This window comes from Streptomyces sp. NPDC007905, assembly GCF_042959345.1.
Lineage (GTDB): Bacteria > Actinomycetota > Actinomycetes > Streptomycetales > Streptomycetaceae > Streptomyces.
Window position 1 is genome coordinate 177260 of record NZ_JBIBKS010000004.1, and the last position, 16783, is coordinate 194042.

Annotated in this window: 9 protein-coding genes; 5 read left to right on the forward strand and 4 right to left on the reverse strand. The window is 70.0% G+C overall.

Translation table 11 applies throughout. The features are described from left to right. The first annotated feature begins 65 nt into the window (after window positions 1-65). Together ACFZDC_RS09515 and ACFZDC_RS09520 are read left to right on the forward strand one after the other, a co-directional pair. The gene (locus tag ACFZDC_RS09515) at window positions 66-983 is read left to right on the forward strand and encodes a zinc-binding dehydrogenase (RefSeq protein WP_391321855.1); all 918 of its coding nucleotides are present in this window, start codon (window positions 66-68) and stop codon (window positions 981-983) included. A 129-nt stretch (window positions 984-1112) separates the two neighbouring features. Next, window positions 1113-2990 (forward strand): exo-alpha-sialidase, encoded by a 1878-nt coding sequence (locus ACFZDC_RS09520; protein WP_391321857.1) that lies wholly within the window; start codon window positions 1113-1115, stop codon window positions 2988-2990. A gap of 199 nt (window positions 2991-3189) precedes the next feature. On the opposite strand, the gene ACFZDC_RS09525 is transcribed toward ACFZDC_RS09520, so the two are convergent. After that, window positions 3190-4200 carry a bile acid:sodium symporter gene (locus ACFZDC_RS09525; protein ID WP_391322195.1) on the reverse strand — a complete coding sequence of 337 codons (1011 nt, stop codon included), beginning with the start codon at window positions 4198-4200 and terminating at the stop codon, window positions 3190-3192. 169 nt (window positions 4201-4369) lie between these two features. On the opposite strand from ACFZDC_RS09525, the gene ACFZDC_RS09530 reads away from it, so the two are divergent. Both ACFZDC_RS09530 and ACFZDC_RS09535 read left to right on the forward strand, forming a co-directional pair. Then, window positions 4370-5248, forward strand: coding sequence for a LysR substrate-binding domain-containing protein (locus ACFZDC_RS09530; RefSeq protein WP_391321858.1), 879 nt, complete (start codon window positions 4370-4372; stop codon window positions 5246-5248). A gap of 395 nt (window positions 5249-5643) precedes the next feature. Continuing rightward, on the forward strand, window positions 5644-7470 hold the full coding sequence (locus ACFZDC_RS09535) for an AMP-binding protein (protein WP_391321859.1): 1827 nt from the start codon (window positions 5644-5646) through the stop codon (window positions 7468-7470). A gap of 7 nt (window positions 7471-7477) precedes the next feature. Here ACFZDC_RS09535 and ACFZDC_RS09540 read toward each other — a convergent pair whose 3' ends face one another. From ACFZDC_RS09540 to ACFZDC_RS09550, 3 genes are read right to left on the reverse strand one after another with little or no spacing between them, the layout of a single operon-like run. After that, window positions 7478-9508, reverse strand: a complete 2031-nt coding sequence (locus tag ACFZDC_RS09540) for a PQQ-dependent sugar dehydrogenase (RefSeq protein ID WP_391321861.1) — start codon at window positions 9506-9508, stop codon at window positions 7478-7480. 10 nt (window positions 9509-9518) lie between these two features. Further along, on the reverse strand, window positions 9519-14093 hold the full coding sequence (locus ACFZDC_RS09545) for a glycosyl hydrolase family 28 protein (protein ID WP_391321862.1): 4575 nt from the start codon (window positions 14091-14093) through the stop codon (window positions 9519-9521). Window positions 14094-14131: 38 nt separating this feature from the next. After that, complete coding sequence (locus tag ACFZDC_RS09550) at window positions 14132-15316, reverse strand: glycoside hydrolase family 88 protein (RefSeq protein WP_391321864.1); 1185 nt, start codon at window positions 15314-15316, stop codon at window positions 14132-14134. A gap of 628 nt (window positions 15317-15944) precedes the next feature. Between ACFZDC_RS09550 and ACFZDC_RS09555 the strand changes: the two genes are divergently transcribed. Further along, window positions 15945-16781, forward strand: coding sequence for an aldo/keto reductase (locus ACFZDC_RS09555; RefSeq protein WP_391321866.1), 837 nt, complete (start codon window positions 15945-15947; stop codon window positions 16779-16781). Window positions 16782-16783: the final 2 nt, after the last annotated feature.

A 16783-nucleotide genomic window follows, 5' to 3' on the forward strand; every position in this document is an offset into this window, starting at 1 on the left:
GCTCCCAACGAATTCATGGGTGTTCCCAACGACCCGTCGGTGCGTTCCGGCGGCTGGAGGTTGCGATGCGTCGCGTCCGGTACGAGTCCACCGGTGGTCCGCTGTTCCTGGAGGAGGTTCCCGTCCCGGTACCCGGCGCCGGAGAGCTGCTGGTGCGCTGCGAGGCGGTCGGGGTCACCCTGCCCGTGGTCCGCAAGGTCACCGAGGCCGCCGAGCCGATCCCGCTGGGCGGTGAGATCGCCGGGAACGTGGTCGCCGTCGGCGAGGGTGTGACCCGCTTCCGCGCCGGCGACCGCGTCACCGGGCTCTGCTTCGGCCACGGATACGCCGACTTCGCCCTGCTGCACGAGGCCATGACCTCCGCCGTACCCGACGACGCCACCTGCGTCGAGGCGGTCGCGCTGGTGCGCAGCGGGCTGGTGGCGTTCGGTGCCCTGGAGGCCGCTCGGCCCGTGCCGGGCGAGGCGGTGCTGGTCACGGCCGCGGCGAGCGGGATCGGGCAGCTGGCCGTGCAGCTGGCGCGGGCGCGGGGTGCGGGCCGGGTGGTGGGGGCCGTCTCCGCTCCGGCCAAGGCGGACTTCGTGCGCTCGCTCGGCGCGGACGAGTGTGTTCAGTACGGCGACGCCGACTGGGGAGAACCCGTCGACTGCGTCCTGGACGCGGTCGGCGGCGATCTGCTCACCCCTGCCCTCGCCGCGCTCGCCCCGCACGGCCGTCTGGTCGCCTACAGCTCGGGCGGCGGCACGATCCGGGCGTACGACCTGCTGGTCGGCGCCAAGTCGGTGATCGGCTTCCAGATGGCACTGATCGCCCGCGGCCGGCCGGAGCTGTACGAGCGGTGGCGGCAGGAGCTGTGGGGGCTGTTCACCGACGGCACGCTGAAGCCCACGGTGCACGGCGAGTTCACGCTGGAGGACGCCGCGAGGGCGCACGAGGTGATCGAGACGCGGACCAACCTCGGCAAGGTCGTCCTGCGCCCGTGAGCCCGCGCGCTTCATGTGGTGCACGCTTCTTGTGGGGTGACCGAGCCCCAACTACCGTCGGTGGAACGCACGTTGGACATGGGATGTCCGGATGTCCAGATGTCCGGCCGACGAAGGGCAGGTCCCTCCATGCCGTCAGGTCTTCGCGCCCGTCTCGGATCCGCTCTGGCCACCGCCCTCACCACGGCGGCACTGCTCGTGCCGGCGCTCGCCTCCCCGCACCCGGCCCAGGCTCAACCGGCCACGGCCACACCCGGGTTCGAGCAGCAGGTCCTCTTCAAGGCCTCCCAGGACCCCGGCTACGCCTGTTTCCGCATCCCGGCGATCGTGCGGACGACCGACGGCACGCTCCTGGCGTTCGCCGAGGGCCGGGTCCTCAACTGCGGGGACGCGGCCGACATCGACATCGTGCTCAAGCGCTCCTCGGACGGCGGCCGCACCTGGGCCCCCCTGCAGGTGGTCAACGAGGGCGCCGGCGACACGCACGGCAACCCGGCGCCGATCGTGGACCGGGACACCGGCCGGATCTGGCTGGCGGAGACATACAACACCGGCCGTACGGACAGCGCCAGTTGCCCGGTGCCCTGTGACCGCACCCCGCACCTGCAGTACAGCGACGACGACGGAGCGACCTGGTCACAGCCGCGCGATCTGAGCCCCCAGATCCTGCCCCCCGACTGGAACTCCTGGTACGCGACCGGTCCCGTGCACGGCATCCAGCTCACCCGCGGCCGATATGCCGGCCGGCTGGTCTTCGGGGTCAACACCGAGACCTGGGACGGCAGCCGGGTCACCGCCAACCACGCCGCGCTCATCGTCAGCGACGACCACGGCGGCCACTGGCGGATCGGCGCCACCGACACCTGGCCGATCGCCGCCGACGGCACCTTCCGGCAGAAGCCCTCCGAGCTCACCCTCACCGCACGCGCCGACGGCTCGGTGCTGGTCAGCGGCCGGGAGCAGGACGGCACCGACCTCGGTCACCGCACCCAGACCGTCAGCCGGGACGGCGGCGGCAGCTTCGCCGCGCCCTTCGATGACCTTCCGGACCTCTACACGCCGCAGGTGCAGGGCTCGGTGCTGCGCCTGGGCGACCGCATCCTGCTCTCCTGCCCCGCCGACCCCGACCGGCGCCGCACGATGATGATCCGCTCCTCCTACGACGGCGGCCGCACCTGGGACAGCGTGGACCGAGGCACGGTCGTCACCACGGACTGGTCCGGCTACTCCGACCTGGTGCGCGTCGACCACGACACGGTGGGCCTGACGTACGAGGGCGGGGCGGTCGACGCACGCGACGAGATCCGCTTCGCCCGCTTCACCGAGGACTGGCTCGCCCCGCGCCGCGGCCCCGACCCGCACACCGTCGACCTCGCCCCGCACGCCCGCCCGGCCGCGGTGCTCGGCGGCGCCGAGGAGACGGACGGCGTGTTCGGCGACGCGCTGGAGTTCGACGGCACCGACGACGCCGTACGCCTGCCGCACCGCCCCGGGCTGCCGCTCGGCAGCGGGGACTTCACCGCGTCCCTGTGGTTCCGGTACACGGCCACCGCCGGGGAGCAGCCGCTGCTGTGGATGGGCGGCGTCGGCACCAGTCAGCCGCAGGTGTGGGTGCGTGGCGAGCCGGCGAACAACCGTCTGCAAGGCCTGATCACCGTGCGCAACGGTGCGGCCGCTCCGCAGACCGCGTACGTGCGCACGGCCACCGCGTACAACGACGGCCAGTGGCACCACCTGGCCCTGCGCCGGGGCGCCGGCGAGCTGTCGTTGTCCGTCGACGGGGTGCGCTCCACCGTCGCCGATGTGCCGGGGTCCGTCAGCCGCAACTCCCCCTTCGGCGTGCACATCGGCCAGCGCATGGACAGCCGCGCCTTCTTCACCGGCGCGATCGACGAGGTGCACGTCTGGGACCGCGCCCTGACCGACGAGGAGCTGTCCGGCCCCAAGGTGCTGCGGTCCCCAAAGGACAGCGTGCTGTGGCTGCCCCTGGACCGGGTGCGCGGCTGACGCCCCGCGGGCCCCGGAGGGGACAGGGGCGCAGAGGGACAGGGAGCAGGGGGGACGTAGGGGATCAGTAGGAGCACGAGGCCTCAGAGGCAAAGCGGGCCCCAGAGGGAAGGCAGACCTCAGAGGGAACACAGGGCCTCAGAAGGACCGGGGCCGCAGAAGGCAGAAAGACGGAGGCCTCAGCGGGAACGCGGCGGCCTCAGCGGGAGCCGGTGCCGACCGCGGTATGGGACGCCGCGGCCGGCCCGGCCGGTTCCACGGCCGGGCCGGCCGGGTCGTGGGAGCGCCGCTTGGCGATGACCGCGCACACCATCAGCTGCATCTGGTGGAAGAGCATCAGCGGCAGCACGGCCAGGGAGGCGTGGGCGCCGAACAGGACGCTCGCCATGGGCAGCCCGGAGGCGAGGGACTTCTTCGACCCGGCGAACTGGATGGCGATCCGGTCCTCCCGGCCGAAGCCGAGCACCCTGCCGCCGTACCAGGTCAGGACCAGCATCACGGCCAGCAGGACGGCCTCGACGGCGAGCAGCGCGCCCAGTCGGCCGGGGCTGACCTGATGCCAGATGCCCCGGGTCATGCCCTCGCTGAAGGCGGTGTAGACGACCAGCAGGATCGAGCCGCGGTCGACCAGGCCGAGGACTTTCTTGTGCCGGGCGACGAAGCCGCCGATCCACCGGCGCAGCACCTGCCCGGCGAGGAACGGCACCAGCAGCTGGAGCACGATCTTCATCAGGGAGTCGGCGGAGAACCCGCCGCCGCTGCTGCCCAGCAGCGCGGCCGCCAGCAGCGGGGTGACCAGGATGCCGACCAGCGAGGAGAACGAGCCGGCGCAGATGGCGGCGGGCACGTTTCCGCGGGCGATCGAGGTGAACGCGATCGACGACTGGATGGTGGACGGCACCAGGGTCAGGAACAGCAGCCCCTGGTACAGCGGCTGGGTCAGCACCACCGGCACCAGTCCGCGGGCGGCCAGGCCCAGCACCGGGAAGATGACGAAGGTGCAGGCCAGGACGGTGCCGTGGAGCCGCCAGTGCCGGAGGCCGTCCAGGGCCTCGCGAGTGGAGAGCCGGGCACCGTAGAGGAAGAACAGGAAGGCGATCGCGACCGTGGACGCCCCCGAGGCCACGTCGGCGCCGGTGCCGTGGGCCGGGAAGAGCGCCGCGAGGCCCACCGTGCCGAGCAGCAGCACGATGTACGGGTCGATCGGCATCCAGCTCGGCCGGCGCAGACGTTTCACGGTGCTCCACTTGCTGTTCATCAGGTTCGTGCACGGGCCCGGACGGCCCCCTCCATCGTCCTCCTGCCCACGCCGATCGGGAATCCGGCATACCACTCTGACTGTCATCGTGTTCTGCGATAGCCGGAGCTACGCTCACGCCATGTACGACCCCACGCAGCTGCGCACGTTCCTTGCGGTGGCGCAGACCCTCAGCTTCACGCAGGCCGCCCGGCGCCTGGGCCTGCGCCAGTCGACGGTCAGCCAGCATGTGCGCCGGCTGGAGGACGCCGCGGGCCGTCAGCTGTTCGCCCGGGACACGCATTCCGTGGAGCTGACCGAGGACGGCGAGGCCATGCTGGGCTTCGCCCGCCGGCTGCTGGAGGTGCACGAGCAGGCGACGGCGTTCTTCACCGGCACCCGAGTGCGGGGCCGGCTGCGCTTCGGCGCCTCGGAGGACTTCGTGCTCACCCGGCTGCCGGAGATCCTGGAGGGTTTCCGCCACGACCATCCCGAGGTGGACCTGGAGCTGACGGTGGAACTCTCCGGCACCCTGTACGAGCAGCTGGCCGCCGGGAAGCTGGACCTGGTGCTGGCGAAGCGGCGCCCCGAGGACCCGCGGGGCGAGCTGGTGTGGCGCGACGACCTGGTGTGGATCGGCTCCGAGCAGCTGCGTCTGGAGTCCGACCGCCCGGTGCCGCTGATCGTGTACCCGCCACCGGGCATCACCCGTGCCCGCGCCCTCGAGGTCCTGGAGGCACAGGGGCGGGCATGGCGGATCGTGTGCACGAGCGGCAGCCTCAACGGCCTGATCGCGGCCGCGCGCGCCGGGCTCGGGGTGATGGCCCACTCCCGGCGGCTGATCCCGCCGGGGCTGTTCCGGGTACCGGACCGCTCGGGACTGCCCGAGCTGGGCAAGGTGGACTTCGTCCTCGTCCACGGGCGGCACCGGGGCGCGGCGGAGGGCGCCGCGAACGCGCTGGCGGCGGCGATCCTGGCGGGCGGCGACCGGTTGCGCCGCCGTCAGCGCGCGGGGCGCTGATACGTCAGCTCTTCGACCCTGCGCGGGGCACGGCGGCCGGCACGGGGCGGCGGGCGGAAGTGGCGGTGCCCCGGCGCGGCTGACGGGCCCTGCGTCGAGGCGCTCCCGGAGTTCACGGGGCCGCCTGGCCGCCCTTTCCTGCCTGGACAGGACCGTACGCGGTAATCGGGTCGTACAGATTCGGTGGAGATTACGGCACCGAAACTTACTGACCCGTCAGTATTGTGTCCGGCCCTTCCCCATGTGAGGGCATTTTCCGGCCGTCGTCAGGGAAGAAGGTGAGGTTTGCTAGGTTTCCGTACCCCTCCCGTCGAGCGAACGGGTGGGGTAGCTTTCACGGCGCTGAGCGGAGCATCGCGGGCGTGACCGAGGAGCGAGGAAACGGAGAGCGAGGTTTGCGCGAGTTCACCACCCCTCCGTTGACGTCGGCGCCGCCGGTGGGCGGTCTGGCCGATGTCGTCTTCGAGCATGCCCGGACGGACCCCCTGCACATCGCGCTCGGCCGCAAGGACGAGTCCGGGCAGTGGCGGGACGTGAGCTCAGCCGAGTTCCGCGACGAGGTGCTCGCCCTCGCCAAGGGGCTCCTGGCCCGGGGCATCCGCTTCGGCGACCGGGTCGCGATCATGTCCCGCACCCGCTACGAGTGGACCCTGTTCGACTTCGCGCTGTGGACGATCGGCGCCCAGGTGGTCCCCGTCTATCCGACGTCCTCCGCCGAGCAGTGTTTCTGGATGCTGTACGACGCCGAGGTGTCGGCGGCGATCGTGGAGCACGAGGACCACGCGATGACGATCGCCACCGTCATCGACCGGCTCCCGCAGCTGCGCGAGCTGTGGCAGCTGGACGCGGGCTGTGTGCAGGAGCTGTACGACGCCGGCGCGCATCTGGACGACGAGGTGGTGCACCGGCACCGGCAGGCGGTCACCCCGGACTCGGTCGCCACGATCATCTACACCTCGGGCACCACGGGGCGCCCCAAGGGCTGCGTCCTGTCCCACGCGAACTTCATGTTCGAGGCGGACACGATGATCCAGCGCTGGGAACCGGTGTTCCACACCAAGAAGGACGACGCGGCCTCCACGCTGCTGTTCCTGCCGCTGGCGCACGTCTTCGGGCGGATGGTGGAGGTCGCCGCGATGCGCGGCCGGGTCCGCTTCGGGCACCAGCCGCAGCTGCACGCGGCCGCGCTGCTGCCGGACCTGGCCGCGTTCCGGCCGACCTTCATCCTCGCGGTGCCGTACATCTTCGAGAAGGTGTTCAACGCTGCCCGGCGCAAGGCGGAGAAGGAGGGCAAGGCGGGTCCGTTCGAGAAGGCGGTCGAGATCGCCGTGAAGTACGCCGACGCCGTCGAGGCCAAGGCCTGGGGCATCGGCCCGGGGCCGTCGGCGAGCCTGAGGGTCCAGCACCAGCTGTTCGACAAGCTCGTGTACGCCAAGGTGCGCGCGGCGATGGGCGGCCGGATACGCAACGCGATGTCCGGCGGTTCGGCGATGGACCGACGGCTGGGGCTGTTCTTCGCTGGCGCGGGCGTGCAGATCTACGAGGGCTACGGCCTGACCGAGTCGACGGCGGCGGCGACCGCCAACCCACCCGAGCGCACCCGTTACGGCACCGTCGGCCAGGCCATCCCGGGCGTCACCGTGCACATCGCGGACGACGGGGAGATCTGGCTGCGCGGCGGCAACATCTTCCAGGGCTATCTCAACAACCAGAAGGCCACCGACGAGACCCTGCACGACGGCTGGCTCGCCACCGGCGACCTCGGCTCCCTCGACGAGGACGGCTATCTGACCATCACCGGCCGCAAGAAGGAGATCCTGGTGACCTCCGGCGGCAAGAGCGTCTCCCCCGGGGTCCTGGAGGAGCGGGTGCGCGACCATCCGCTCGTCAGCCAGTGCATCGTCGTCGGCAACGACCGCCCCTATGTCGCCGCCCTGGTCACCCTCGACCAGGAGGCCGTCGAGCACTGGCTGCAGATGCGCGGCAAGCCCAGGCCGACCCCGGCCCAGCTGGTGCGCGACCCGGATCTGGAGACGGAGGTGCGGCGGGCGGTCGTCGCCGCCAACACCCTCGTCTCCCAGGCCGAGTCGATCCGCACCTTCCGCATACTGGCGCAGCCGTTCACCGAGGAACACGGCCTGCTGACGCCGTCGCTGAAGCTGAAGCGGAAGGCCATCGAGAAGGCGTACGAGAGCGAGGTCGAGGCCCTGTACCGGGCCTGACCGCGCGTCAGCTGATCGTCACCCGGAAGATCTTGTCGGATCCGTCCGCCGCTCCCCCGTTGTTGTCGCAGTTGGTGGTGGACAGCCACAGCTGGTCGGCGCCGGGGACCTTGGTGACCGTGCGCAGCCGGCCGTAGGTGCCGACGTAGTACGCGCTCGGGGTGCCCACGCTCTCGGTGTCGCCCTTGATCGGGATGCGCCACAGGCGTTCGCCGCGCAGGGAGGCCATGTAGATCACGTTGCGGACGACGGCGATGCCGCTGGGCGAGGCCTCGGAGACGTTCCAGGTGGCCTTGGGATCGGTCATGCCGGCGACGCCGCAACTGCCCTCGCAGGTCGGCCAGCCGTAGTTGGCGCCCGGCTTGATGAGGTTCAGCTCGTCCTTGGAGCTGTTGCCGAACTCCGCCTCCCACAGGCGTCCGTCGCGGTCGAAGGCGAGGCCCTGCGGATTGCGGTGCCCGTAGGAGTAGACGTAGTTCCCGAACGGGTTGCCGGGGGCCGGTTTGCCGTCGGTCGTCATGCGCAGGATCTTGCCGTTGAGGGAGTTCTTGTCCTGCGCGAGGTCGGGGGTCTGGGCCTCGCCGGTGGAGACGTAGAGGTAGCCGTCGGGGCCGAAGGCGAGGCGGCCGCCGTTGTGGTAGCGGTTCTTCTTGATGCCCTGGAGCAGGACCTTGTAGCCGGTGAGCTTCGTACCGTCGTAGGTCATGCGGACGACCCGGTTGCCTTCGGCGGCGGTGTGCATGAAGTAGACGTAGTGGTCGGTGTCCCACCTGGGGTCGACGGCCACCCCGAGCAGGCCGCCCTCGCCGTTGGTGGTGACGGCCTCGGGGACCGTGCCCACCTGGGTCCTGGTGCCGCTCTTCGTCAGCTTCCACACCCGGAAGTCGTCCCGCTCGGTGACCAGCGCGGACTGGCCGTCGGGCAGCCAGGAGGTGCCCCAGGGGATCGTCCAGCCGGTGGAGAGCGTGGCGACGGAGGACGGGACCCCGCCGTCGGTGGCGCAGGCCCGGGTGGTGAAGGTGACGGTGTTGCTCGGCGGCGAGACGTTGCCCGCCGCGTCCCGCGCGACGACGTTCAGGGAGTACGGGCTGTCGCAGGCGAGTCCGGTGAGGGTGGTCGACGTACCGCTGGTGACGGTCTTGTAGACGGTGGTGTCGCTGCGCACGTCGTACGCGGTGACCGCGCGGTCGTCCCTCGAGGCGCCCCAGTTCAGGTCGACGCTGTTCGCCGTGACGTCGGCGGCGCTGAGCGTGCCCGGCTCGGTGGGCGGGGTGATGTCGGAGCTGGGCCTGGTCGTGCAGTCGACGACGGGGCTGGCCGAGGAGGTGTTGCCGGCCGCGTCGCGGGCGATGACGGTCAGGTCGTAGGTGGTGGCGGGGGCGAGTCCGGTCAGCGCCTTCGAGGTCGAACTCCCCGGCGCCTCACTCAGCTTGTTGCCGTGCTCGTAGATGTCGTACGCCGTCACGCCCACGTTGTCCGTGGAGGCACCCCAGGCCAGCGTGAGGCCGTCCTCGCCGATGTCCGAGCAGGTGGGCTGTCCGGGGCGGCTGGGGGCGCGGGTGTCGGCCGCCGCGCCGACGCCGACGCGGTCGAGGTTGGGGCCGCCGTTGGCGGTGGTGGCGGTCGCGCGGATCTTGTTCGTGCCCGCGGTGAGCGGGACGTCGACGCTTCTGGTGGCCCAGGTGTTCCAGTCGGCGGTGGCCGGGAAGGACAGGGCGGACGAGACGACCGTGCCGTTCACCGAGATGTCCATGGGCCGGTCGGTGGAGGTGCCGTTGGCGTACCGCAGGGTGAGCGAGGCGGTGCCGGCGGAAGCGCCGCTCACCGTGAACTCCACGTAGGAACCCCTGACGTTGGTGTAGTCGACGAAGCCGGTGCCGGTGTAGCCGGTGTGGTTGGCGGCCACAGTGCCCTGCACGACGGTCGCGTCCTCGGCCTGGTAGTCGGTGGCCGCGAGGGCGGTGCCCTGGCTCAGTCCGGCGAGTGGCAGCGCGAGGGCCGCGGCGAGGCCGTACGGCAGAACTCTTCTGGGATTCATGGGGTTCCCCTCAGCCCGTGTACGGGGCGAAGACCTTGGGGTGATCGTCGTAGGGGGCGACGGCGAGGCCCGGCGAGGCCGCCGCCCTGCCCGAGGTGGTGGGCTTCACCTTGATCAGCCGGGTTTCGCCCGGACGCAGGGTCGCGCTGTAGGAGCCGGCGACGACGCCCTTGTGGGAGCCTGACCACAGATCGGTGACGTCGCCGGAGCCGGTGAAGCCGGCCTGGGACCAGTTCACGCTGACCGTGGCGTTGCCGGAGGTTGCCGTGTTGAACAGCGCCACCACGTAGTCACCGCTGTTCTCGCGTTTGCTCCAGACCTGCTTGACCCCACTGTTCACCACCCGTTTCGCCGCGACCCCGTCCTGGTCGACGCCGATCAGCCGGTCGTTGGTGAGCATGGCGTTGTCGACGGGGTCGAGGTGGGTGAGGTCGGTGCCGAGCAGCAGGGGCGCGCCCGCCATCGCCCACAGGGTGAAGTGCGAGCGCCGCTGGTCGGCGGTGAGGCCCGCCTGGTCGCCGTTGCCGATCTCCAGGGAGTCCAGGTCGTTCCAGCCGCCGGGACCGGCGTAGGGCTGCCAGTCGGCGGCCGAGGTGAACCGGGCGGAGACGTGCGACCAGTCGGTCAGCGGGTAGCCGCTGCCGTGGGTGCCGGACCCGCAGTAGCACTCCACGTCGCCCTGGGTGCGCCAACTGTTGGCGAGCCGGCGCCAGGTGGTGGCGTGGTCGATCGGGAGGTTGTTGGACAGGGCGAAGGTGATGGGCCGCCCGGTGGCGCGCAGGGCCTTGTCCCAGGCCTGGACGTCGGGGACGTCCTGGCTGCCCACACCGTCGATCTTCAGGTAGTCGACTCCCCAGGAGGCGAACTGCCGCGCCCAGGAGTCCAGGAACTCCTGCGCGCCCGGCTTCCCGTAGTCGATGGAGTACATGTTCTTGCAGTTGTAGTTCTTCTCCGTCTTCGAGGTGTCCGCGATGTCCTTCGCGTGGTACGCGGTGCCCTCGATGGGCGTGTTCTTGGCGACGGCGTTCCTGGCGATGCCGGGAGTGACGTAGAAGCCGAACTTCAGCCCCTTGGAGTGGATGTAGTCGGCCAGGGCCTTGATGCCGCCGGGGAACTTGGCCGTGTCGACGCTCCAGCGGCCGTAGGAGTCGACCACGAACCCGTTCGCGTCGCACTTCTGCCAGAAGTCGTCCAGGTTGACGTACACGAAGCCGTGGTCCTCCAGGCCACTGGAGACGAGTGCGTTGGCCTGTGCCTTGATCTTCGCCTCGGTCGGCCAACGGCGCACGAAGCTCCAGCTGCTCCAGCCCATCGCGGGGCGCAGGGACTGTCCGTTGTCGGACCGGGGGCGCAGCGGGGCCGCCGGTGTGGCGTACGACGTGCCGATCCACGCCTCGTCGATCCGCACCCGCTTGTAGCGGGTCGTGTCGCTGGAGGCGGCCCACGTGGAGTCGACCTCGAGGCGGACGTAGTGGGCCGTGGCCGCGGTCAGGTCGATGCCCTGGATCCCGCGGACGCTGGGCAGTTGCCCGGTCTTCACCGCGCTCCCCCAGTGCGTCCCGTCGTCGCTGAGGAAGACCTTGTACGTCTTGATCCGCGCCGACTGCTCGGTGGCGGAGCGGGCGTAGGCGACGGAGTCCTCGCGCTGGTTGAGGCCGAGGTAGTGCACCTTCTTGGCCGATCCGAGGTCGAAGGTGAGGTTCACGGGCAGGGTCTTGTCGTTGTCCCAGTAGGTGAGGTAATTCCCGTCGCCGGCGGCGGAGCCGGCGTGGCCGCTCGCCGAGGCGCTCGCGGTCACCTTGACGGCGGTCAGGATGCCCTGGCGGCCCGCCGTGGTGACCTTGAAGACGGTGTCGTACGGGTCCCAGTCGCCGAGACCGGTGAGCGTGAGCACGCCACCGGACTGCGACCACGAAACCCCGGCACTGGTACGGAGGTTGGTGACGGAGGCGATGCGGTAGCCGTTGTCGCGGATGCGCAGGGTGCTGGTGCTGGGCGGGGTCAGGACGTGGAAATACTGGCGGTTCGGGTCCGTCCTGCTCACCGTCGTCACGCCGTGCGCGCCGTCGTTCCAGAAGCCGGGCTTGAGACCGCCGTGCAGGTAGCCGCCGCCCTCGGTGCCGAGCAGCGACTCCCGGATCGGGTCGAGGTAGGAGTTGGCGAAGTTGTCGAAGGAGGCCTGGTTGGCCGGGAACTTGCCGTTGACCTGGGCGGTCTCCGCCATCAGTGCCTTCACGGAGGAGCCTGCGTTGGTGATCAGGCGGCCGAGGGTGAGCCTGCGATCGACGGACGGATCGGAGCCGTCGTACCACCAGGCGCCGGTCGAGGGCAGCTTGAAGTCGGCCTCGGTAAGGCGGGGTTGGGCGGTGTAGACGGCCTGGGGGTAGTCGTAGGCCGGTGTCATCCCCGTCTTCTGCTCATTGCTGATCATGTCCATGATCGGCGTGTCTTCGTTGTTGTTGCTCAGCGTGTAGTCCGGGCGCTTCTGACGGATCTGCGGGTAGAGATCGTGACTTTCCCAGTACGCGTTGTCGTTGTCGATCCAGAAGCCGCCGAGGTCGGGGTAGCGGTCCATGACCTCGAAGAAGTTGTCGTAGCTGAACTGCCCGAAGCCGTCCCGGGTGGTCAGGTCGACGTTCCTGCCCTTGTAGGCGGAGTAGTCGGCCGAGTCGAGCCATTCGTGGCCGCCCTCGTCGTGCCACTGGGGGTCGTCGGTCATGTAGAGGATGACCTTCATGCCCTTGGCCTTCGCGGCGGTGATCAGCTCGCCGAGGAAGTCCCGCCCGGTGGAGCAGGAGCCGGGGATCTTCGACGGCCAGGGGCGGGCGTAGCCGAGGCGACTGTGGAACGTGGCCAGCACCAGGTACTGCGTGTGCAGTTTGCGGGCCTCGTTCACCCAGTAGTCCGGGGTCCAGCCGCCGTCGGTGACGTCCTTCTCCCAGGCGGTGCAGCTGGTGTGGGCGGGTGCGGTGCGCAGGCCCCAGTGCAGGAAGAGACCGCCGACCGAGCCGCGCAGGAATTCCTGGCGGGGGTGCTCGAGGTCCAGGGGCGCGGCCGTCGTGCCGCAGTTCTCGGTGGAACCGGTGGCGGAGATCCGCAGCGCGCCACCGGAGGTGTTGTGGCTGTCGGTCAGGCAGTAGCCGTTGACGTTCTGGAAGCCGGCGTCGTGCGGGGAGTCGCTGCCCCGCCGGGCGGTGAAGCGGGTGAAGCGCAGGCCGCTCGCCGCGTTGGCGATGACCGCGGGGCGGCCGTCGTCAGCGGCGAACTTCACGGAGCTGTCGGTGAACCGCACGTTGTCGGCGTTGTGCAGGTACCAGCCGTAGGCCGGCCGGGTGCCGATGCTCTTGGGGTTGTAGTCGCCCGGGTCGTTGCTCGGCACGGCGGTGGACAGGGTGCCGTTGCCGCCGGGGACCGTGATATCGACGTGGTTGAAGGAGACGCCGTCGATGCGGTGGCCGTTCTCGCCCCACAGGGTCGGGCTGAAGGACGGGCTGTTGCCGGTGGCCGTGATGTTGTCGTAGGTGACGTCGCTGATCGAGCCGACGCCCGGGCTGCCGCCGCACCGTTTGCGCGTGCCGATCTTCTCCATGATCGGCGAGTGGACGTCGGTCATGGTGATGTCGCGGTAGTGGATGTCGGAGATCCTCGCGCCGTCCATGGACACCATGCCGAGGCCCGACTTGTCGGCTCCCTCGATGCGGATGTTCTCGAACCGGTAGTCGGAGAAGTCTCCGCAGGTCTCGGAGCCGAACATCAGGGCGTTGCAGCAGCGGGCCGAGAGCACCGAGTCGCTCACGCGCCCATGGCCATTGGGCAGCTTGGCGCCGAGCGCGTAGTCGCTCTTGAAGACCAGGGCGTCGTCGTTGGCGCTGATGTGGGCGTTCGTCACCGTGACGCCGGTCGTGGAGATGATGTTCCAGCCGTCGCGGTCGCTCGCGGTGTCGATGGTCAGGCGGTCGGAGACGACGTTCTTGCAGCCGTTGATCAGGGCCGCGAAGTGACCGCCGCGGCGCAGGGTGAGTCCGTCGCCGATCCGCAGCCCGTCGCACCGGGTCAAGGAGATGATCTTGTCGGCCTCGCCGGACTTGGGGCTGCCGGTGATCAGGTGGCCCGCGCCGTCGATGACGCCGCCGCCGACGAAGCCGATGTTCGTCAGCCTGTCGCCGTAGATCATCGCGTTGTGGAAGTGGCTGTGTCCGTAGTCCTGGTACGTGTCGTACGGATTGGATTCGGGCAGGTCGTAGGTGTCCGCGGAGGAGCCCTGGATCGTGGCACCGGCGTCGACCTGGAGCGTCACCTTGCTCTTCATGCGGATGGTGTTCTTGGACTTGTAGGTGCCGGACGGGAAGCGGACGGTGCCGCCGCCTGCCGCGTTGGCCGCGGTGACGGCCTTGTTGATGGCCGGGGTGTCGTTGGTGGAGCCGTCGCCCTTGGCCCCGTAGGCGCGCACGTCGAACACGGCGGCGGGGCGGGGCGACGACTGGGGGGCCGCGAGGGCCGCGGGGTGGGTGAGGCCGAGGACGACGGCGAGGACGAAGAGGACGATCGCCGCCGCACTTCTGCCGTGCGGGGTGCCGTGACGCATGGGACGGCTCCTCAGAGGAGTGGGTAGCCGCGGAGGCATCAATCACCTCGCAGCTGCTCGTTCATGACCAGGAAGGCACCCAGGCCGTGGAAGTCGTTGGTGGCCCGGGTGCGGCCGACGTAGTACGCGTAGTCGCCGACGTTGGTGCCGACGGAGATGTCGCTGAGGTCCGTGCGGCCGTCGGCGCCGACCGAGATCCTCGCCAGGACGCCCTCGTAGCCGCGTCGGGCGACGGCCGCGTAGTGCGGGTCGAGGTAGCCCTGCCGGGCGCCGCGCGAGAGGGCGTAGGTGAACATGCTGGAGCAGGACGTCTCGGTCCAGTTGCCGCTCCCGCTCCCCTTGTCCATGACCTGGTACCAGCGGCCGGTGACCGGGTCCTGGTACTTCTCCAGCCCGGCCGCCAGGCGCCGGAAGAGGCCGAGGAGTTGGGCCCGGCGGGGATGGTTCGCCGGGATCGCGTCGAGGACGCCCACGATCGCCATCGCGTACCAGCCCACCGCGCGGCACCAGTGCTCGGGGGCGAGCCCGGTCCGCGGGTCGGCCCAGCCCGCGGTCCGCGACTCGTCGTAGGCGTGCTTCAGCAGGCCGTTCGCGACCTGGAGATGGCCGCCGTAGACGGTGAGTTGCTCGGCCGCCTCGTCGTCGGCGTGGGCGCTGTCGCCGAACTCCTCGCCGTACTCGACGAGGAACGGGTTCACCATGTAGGCGCCGTCCGCCCAGAGTTGGTGGGCACGGCTGCTGGTGTCCGCGTGCCAGAAACCGCCGTCGCTCGTGCGTGGGTAGGTGCTGAGCCGGTCGCGGATCTTCTTCGCCGCCTTGCGGTAGCGGTCCTGGCCCGTCTCGCGATGCAGGATCACCAGGAGGCGACCGGCCTGCATGCTGTCGAGGCTGTCGAAGGACTGGCCGATGGAACCGTCGCTCTTCACGAAGCGGTCGGCGTAGCGCTTGATGTAGGTGAGGTAGCGGGCGTCGTGGGTGCGCCGGTAGACGAGGTACTGGCCGTACAGGTAGAGGCCGACCGGGTACGACCAGCCGCCGATGCTCGCCGGCGTGTACTGAGCCATGGTGGAGTCGGCCACGGCAGTGGACCAGTCGCGGGCGGCGGCCGGGCGGACCACGACGGGTACGGCGGTGGCAGGGGGCACGGCAGCGGGGAGCGCGGTCAGGCCGGCGGTGGCGAGCGCGAGTGCCGTCAGGGCCGCCCGCGGGCGTCGGCGTCTCATGGTCCTTCCTCTCGCGGGATGCACCGCTGGTAGGGAATCGGGCGGCGATCCGGCGGCCTCGTTCGGCCGGGGTCGGCCTCCCTGGTGCATCCGGAGGGTGAAGGCGAGCGTGGTACCGGGACACCGGTGAACAGGACGGTCGTGCTCATCGGGCCGGGGGCGGCTCGGGCGGCCGACGGTCGGCGCGCGCGTGGGCGGTCACCTCGGGAGCGGTCTCCACCATCTGGTACTCAGCGTTTCGCGAGACCTTTTCATCCGATGTCTTGGGTGCCCAGCGGACCGGACGAAGAGTCGCCGACAGGGATTCGTTCATGTGCGCGTACCCGCTTTCCTGAGGTGGGGTTCTCAGAGGGGAGACAGCGAGAGACAACGTCCGTGGCCAGAGGTCGTTCACATGCATGTACCGGGTTCAGTGATGCGTCCACTGGCGCGATACAGAGTCCCGGGATGAGGAGCCGCGGTCAATGGTCCGGACCGATAAGGTCGGATGCATTTCCGGCCATTCTGGTTGTCCTGGGACTGACTCGCCGGTCAGTCGGCATGGATTCCGCAGTCCGGAATGCATCGCGGCGCGTGATCGTTGACGATGGGCGTACCACTTGTCGACAACCGAAGGATCAAGAAGCTCGTGAGCAGCAAGGTCCCCCCGATCATCCTCAACAACGGTGTCGAGATGCCCCAGCTGGGCTACGGCGTCTGGCAGGTGCCGGACGACGAGGCCGAGCGGGCCGTCGGCACGGCGCTCGAGGCCGGGTACCGCAGCATCGACACAGCGGCGATCTACGGCAACGAAAAGGGCACCGGGAAGGCCATCGCCGCTTCCGGCCTGCCACGTGAGGACATCTTCGTCACCACCAAGCTCTGGAACAGCGACCAGGGGCACGACTCCACGCTGCGCGCGTTCGACGCGTCGCTGGAGAAGCTGGGTCTCGACTATCTCGACCTGTATCTGATCCACTGGCCGCTGCCGTCCCGCGACAAGTACATCGACACCTACAAGGCGTTCGAGAAGCTGTACGCCGACGGCCGCGTCAAGGCGATCGGCGTCTCCAACTTCCTTCCCGAGCACCTGCGGAGGCTGATCGCGGAGACCTCGGTCATCCCTGCGGTCAACCAGATCGAGCTCCATCCGCACCTGCAGCAGCACGAGGCGCGCGCGTTCCACGCCGAGCAGGGCATCGCCACCGAGGCCTGGTCGCCGCTCGGCCAGGGCAAGGGCCTGCTGGAGGTGCCGGCGGTCGTCGCCATCGCGCAGAAGCACGACCGCACCCCGGCACAGGTCGTGCTGCGCTGGCACCTCCAGCTCGGCAACGTCGTGATCCCGAAGTCCGTGACGCCGTCGCGGATCAAGGAGAACATCGAGGTGTTCGACTTCAGCCTGGACGATGAGGACCTCGCGGCGATCAGCGCCCTGAACGAGGACCGCCGCATCGGCCCGGACCCGGCCACCTTCGACCTCGGGTGACA

What these genes read in the sequence shown, in the direction of transcription:
- ACFZDC_RS09515 (WP_391321855.1), top strand. Translation starts at nt 66, where the DNA reads ATGCGTCGCGTCCGGTACGAGTCCACCGGTGGTCCGCTGTTCCTGGAG.
- ACFZDC_RS09520 (WP_391321857.1), top strand. Translation starts at nt 1,113, where the DNA reads ATGCCGTCAGGTCTTCGCGCCCGTCTCGGATCCGCTCTGGCCACCGCC.
- ACFZDC_RS09525 (WP_391322195.1), bottom strand. Translation starts at nt 4,200, where the DNA reads ATGCCGATCGACCCGTACATCGTGCTGCTGCTCGGCACGGTGGGCCTC.
- ACFZDC_RS09530 (WP_391321858.1), top strand. Translation starts at nt 4,370, where the DNA reads ATGTACGACCCCACGCAGCTGCGCACGTTCCTTGCGGTGGCGCAGACC.
- ACFZDC_RS09540 (WP_391321861.1), bottom strand. Translation starts at nt 9,508, where the DNA reads ATGAATCCCAGAAGAGTTCTGCCGTACGGCCTCGCCGCGGCCCTCGCG.
- ACFZDC_RS09545 (WP_391321862.1), bottom strand. Translation starts at nt 14,093, where the DNA reads ATGCGTCACGGCACCCCGCACGGCAGAAGTGCGGCGGCGATCGTCCTC.
- ACFZDC_RS09550 (WP_391321864.1), bottom strand. Translation starts at nt 15,316, where the DNA reads ATGAGACGCCGACGCCCGCGGGCGGCCCTGACGGCACTCGCGCTCGCC.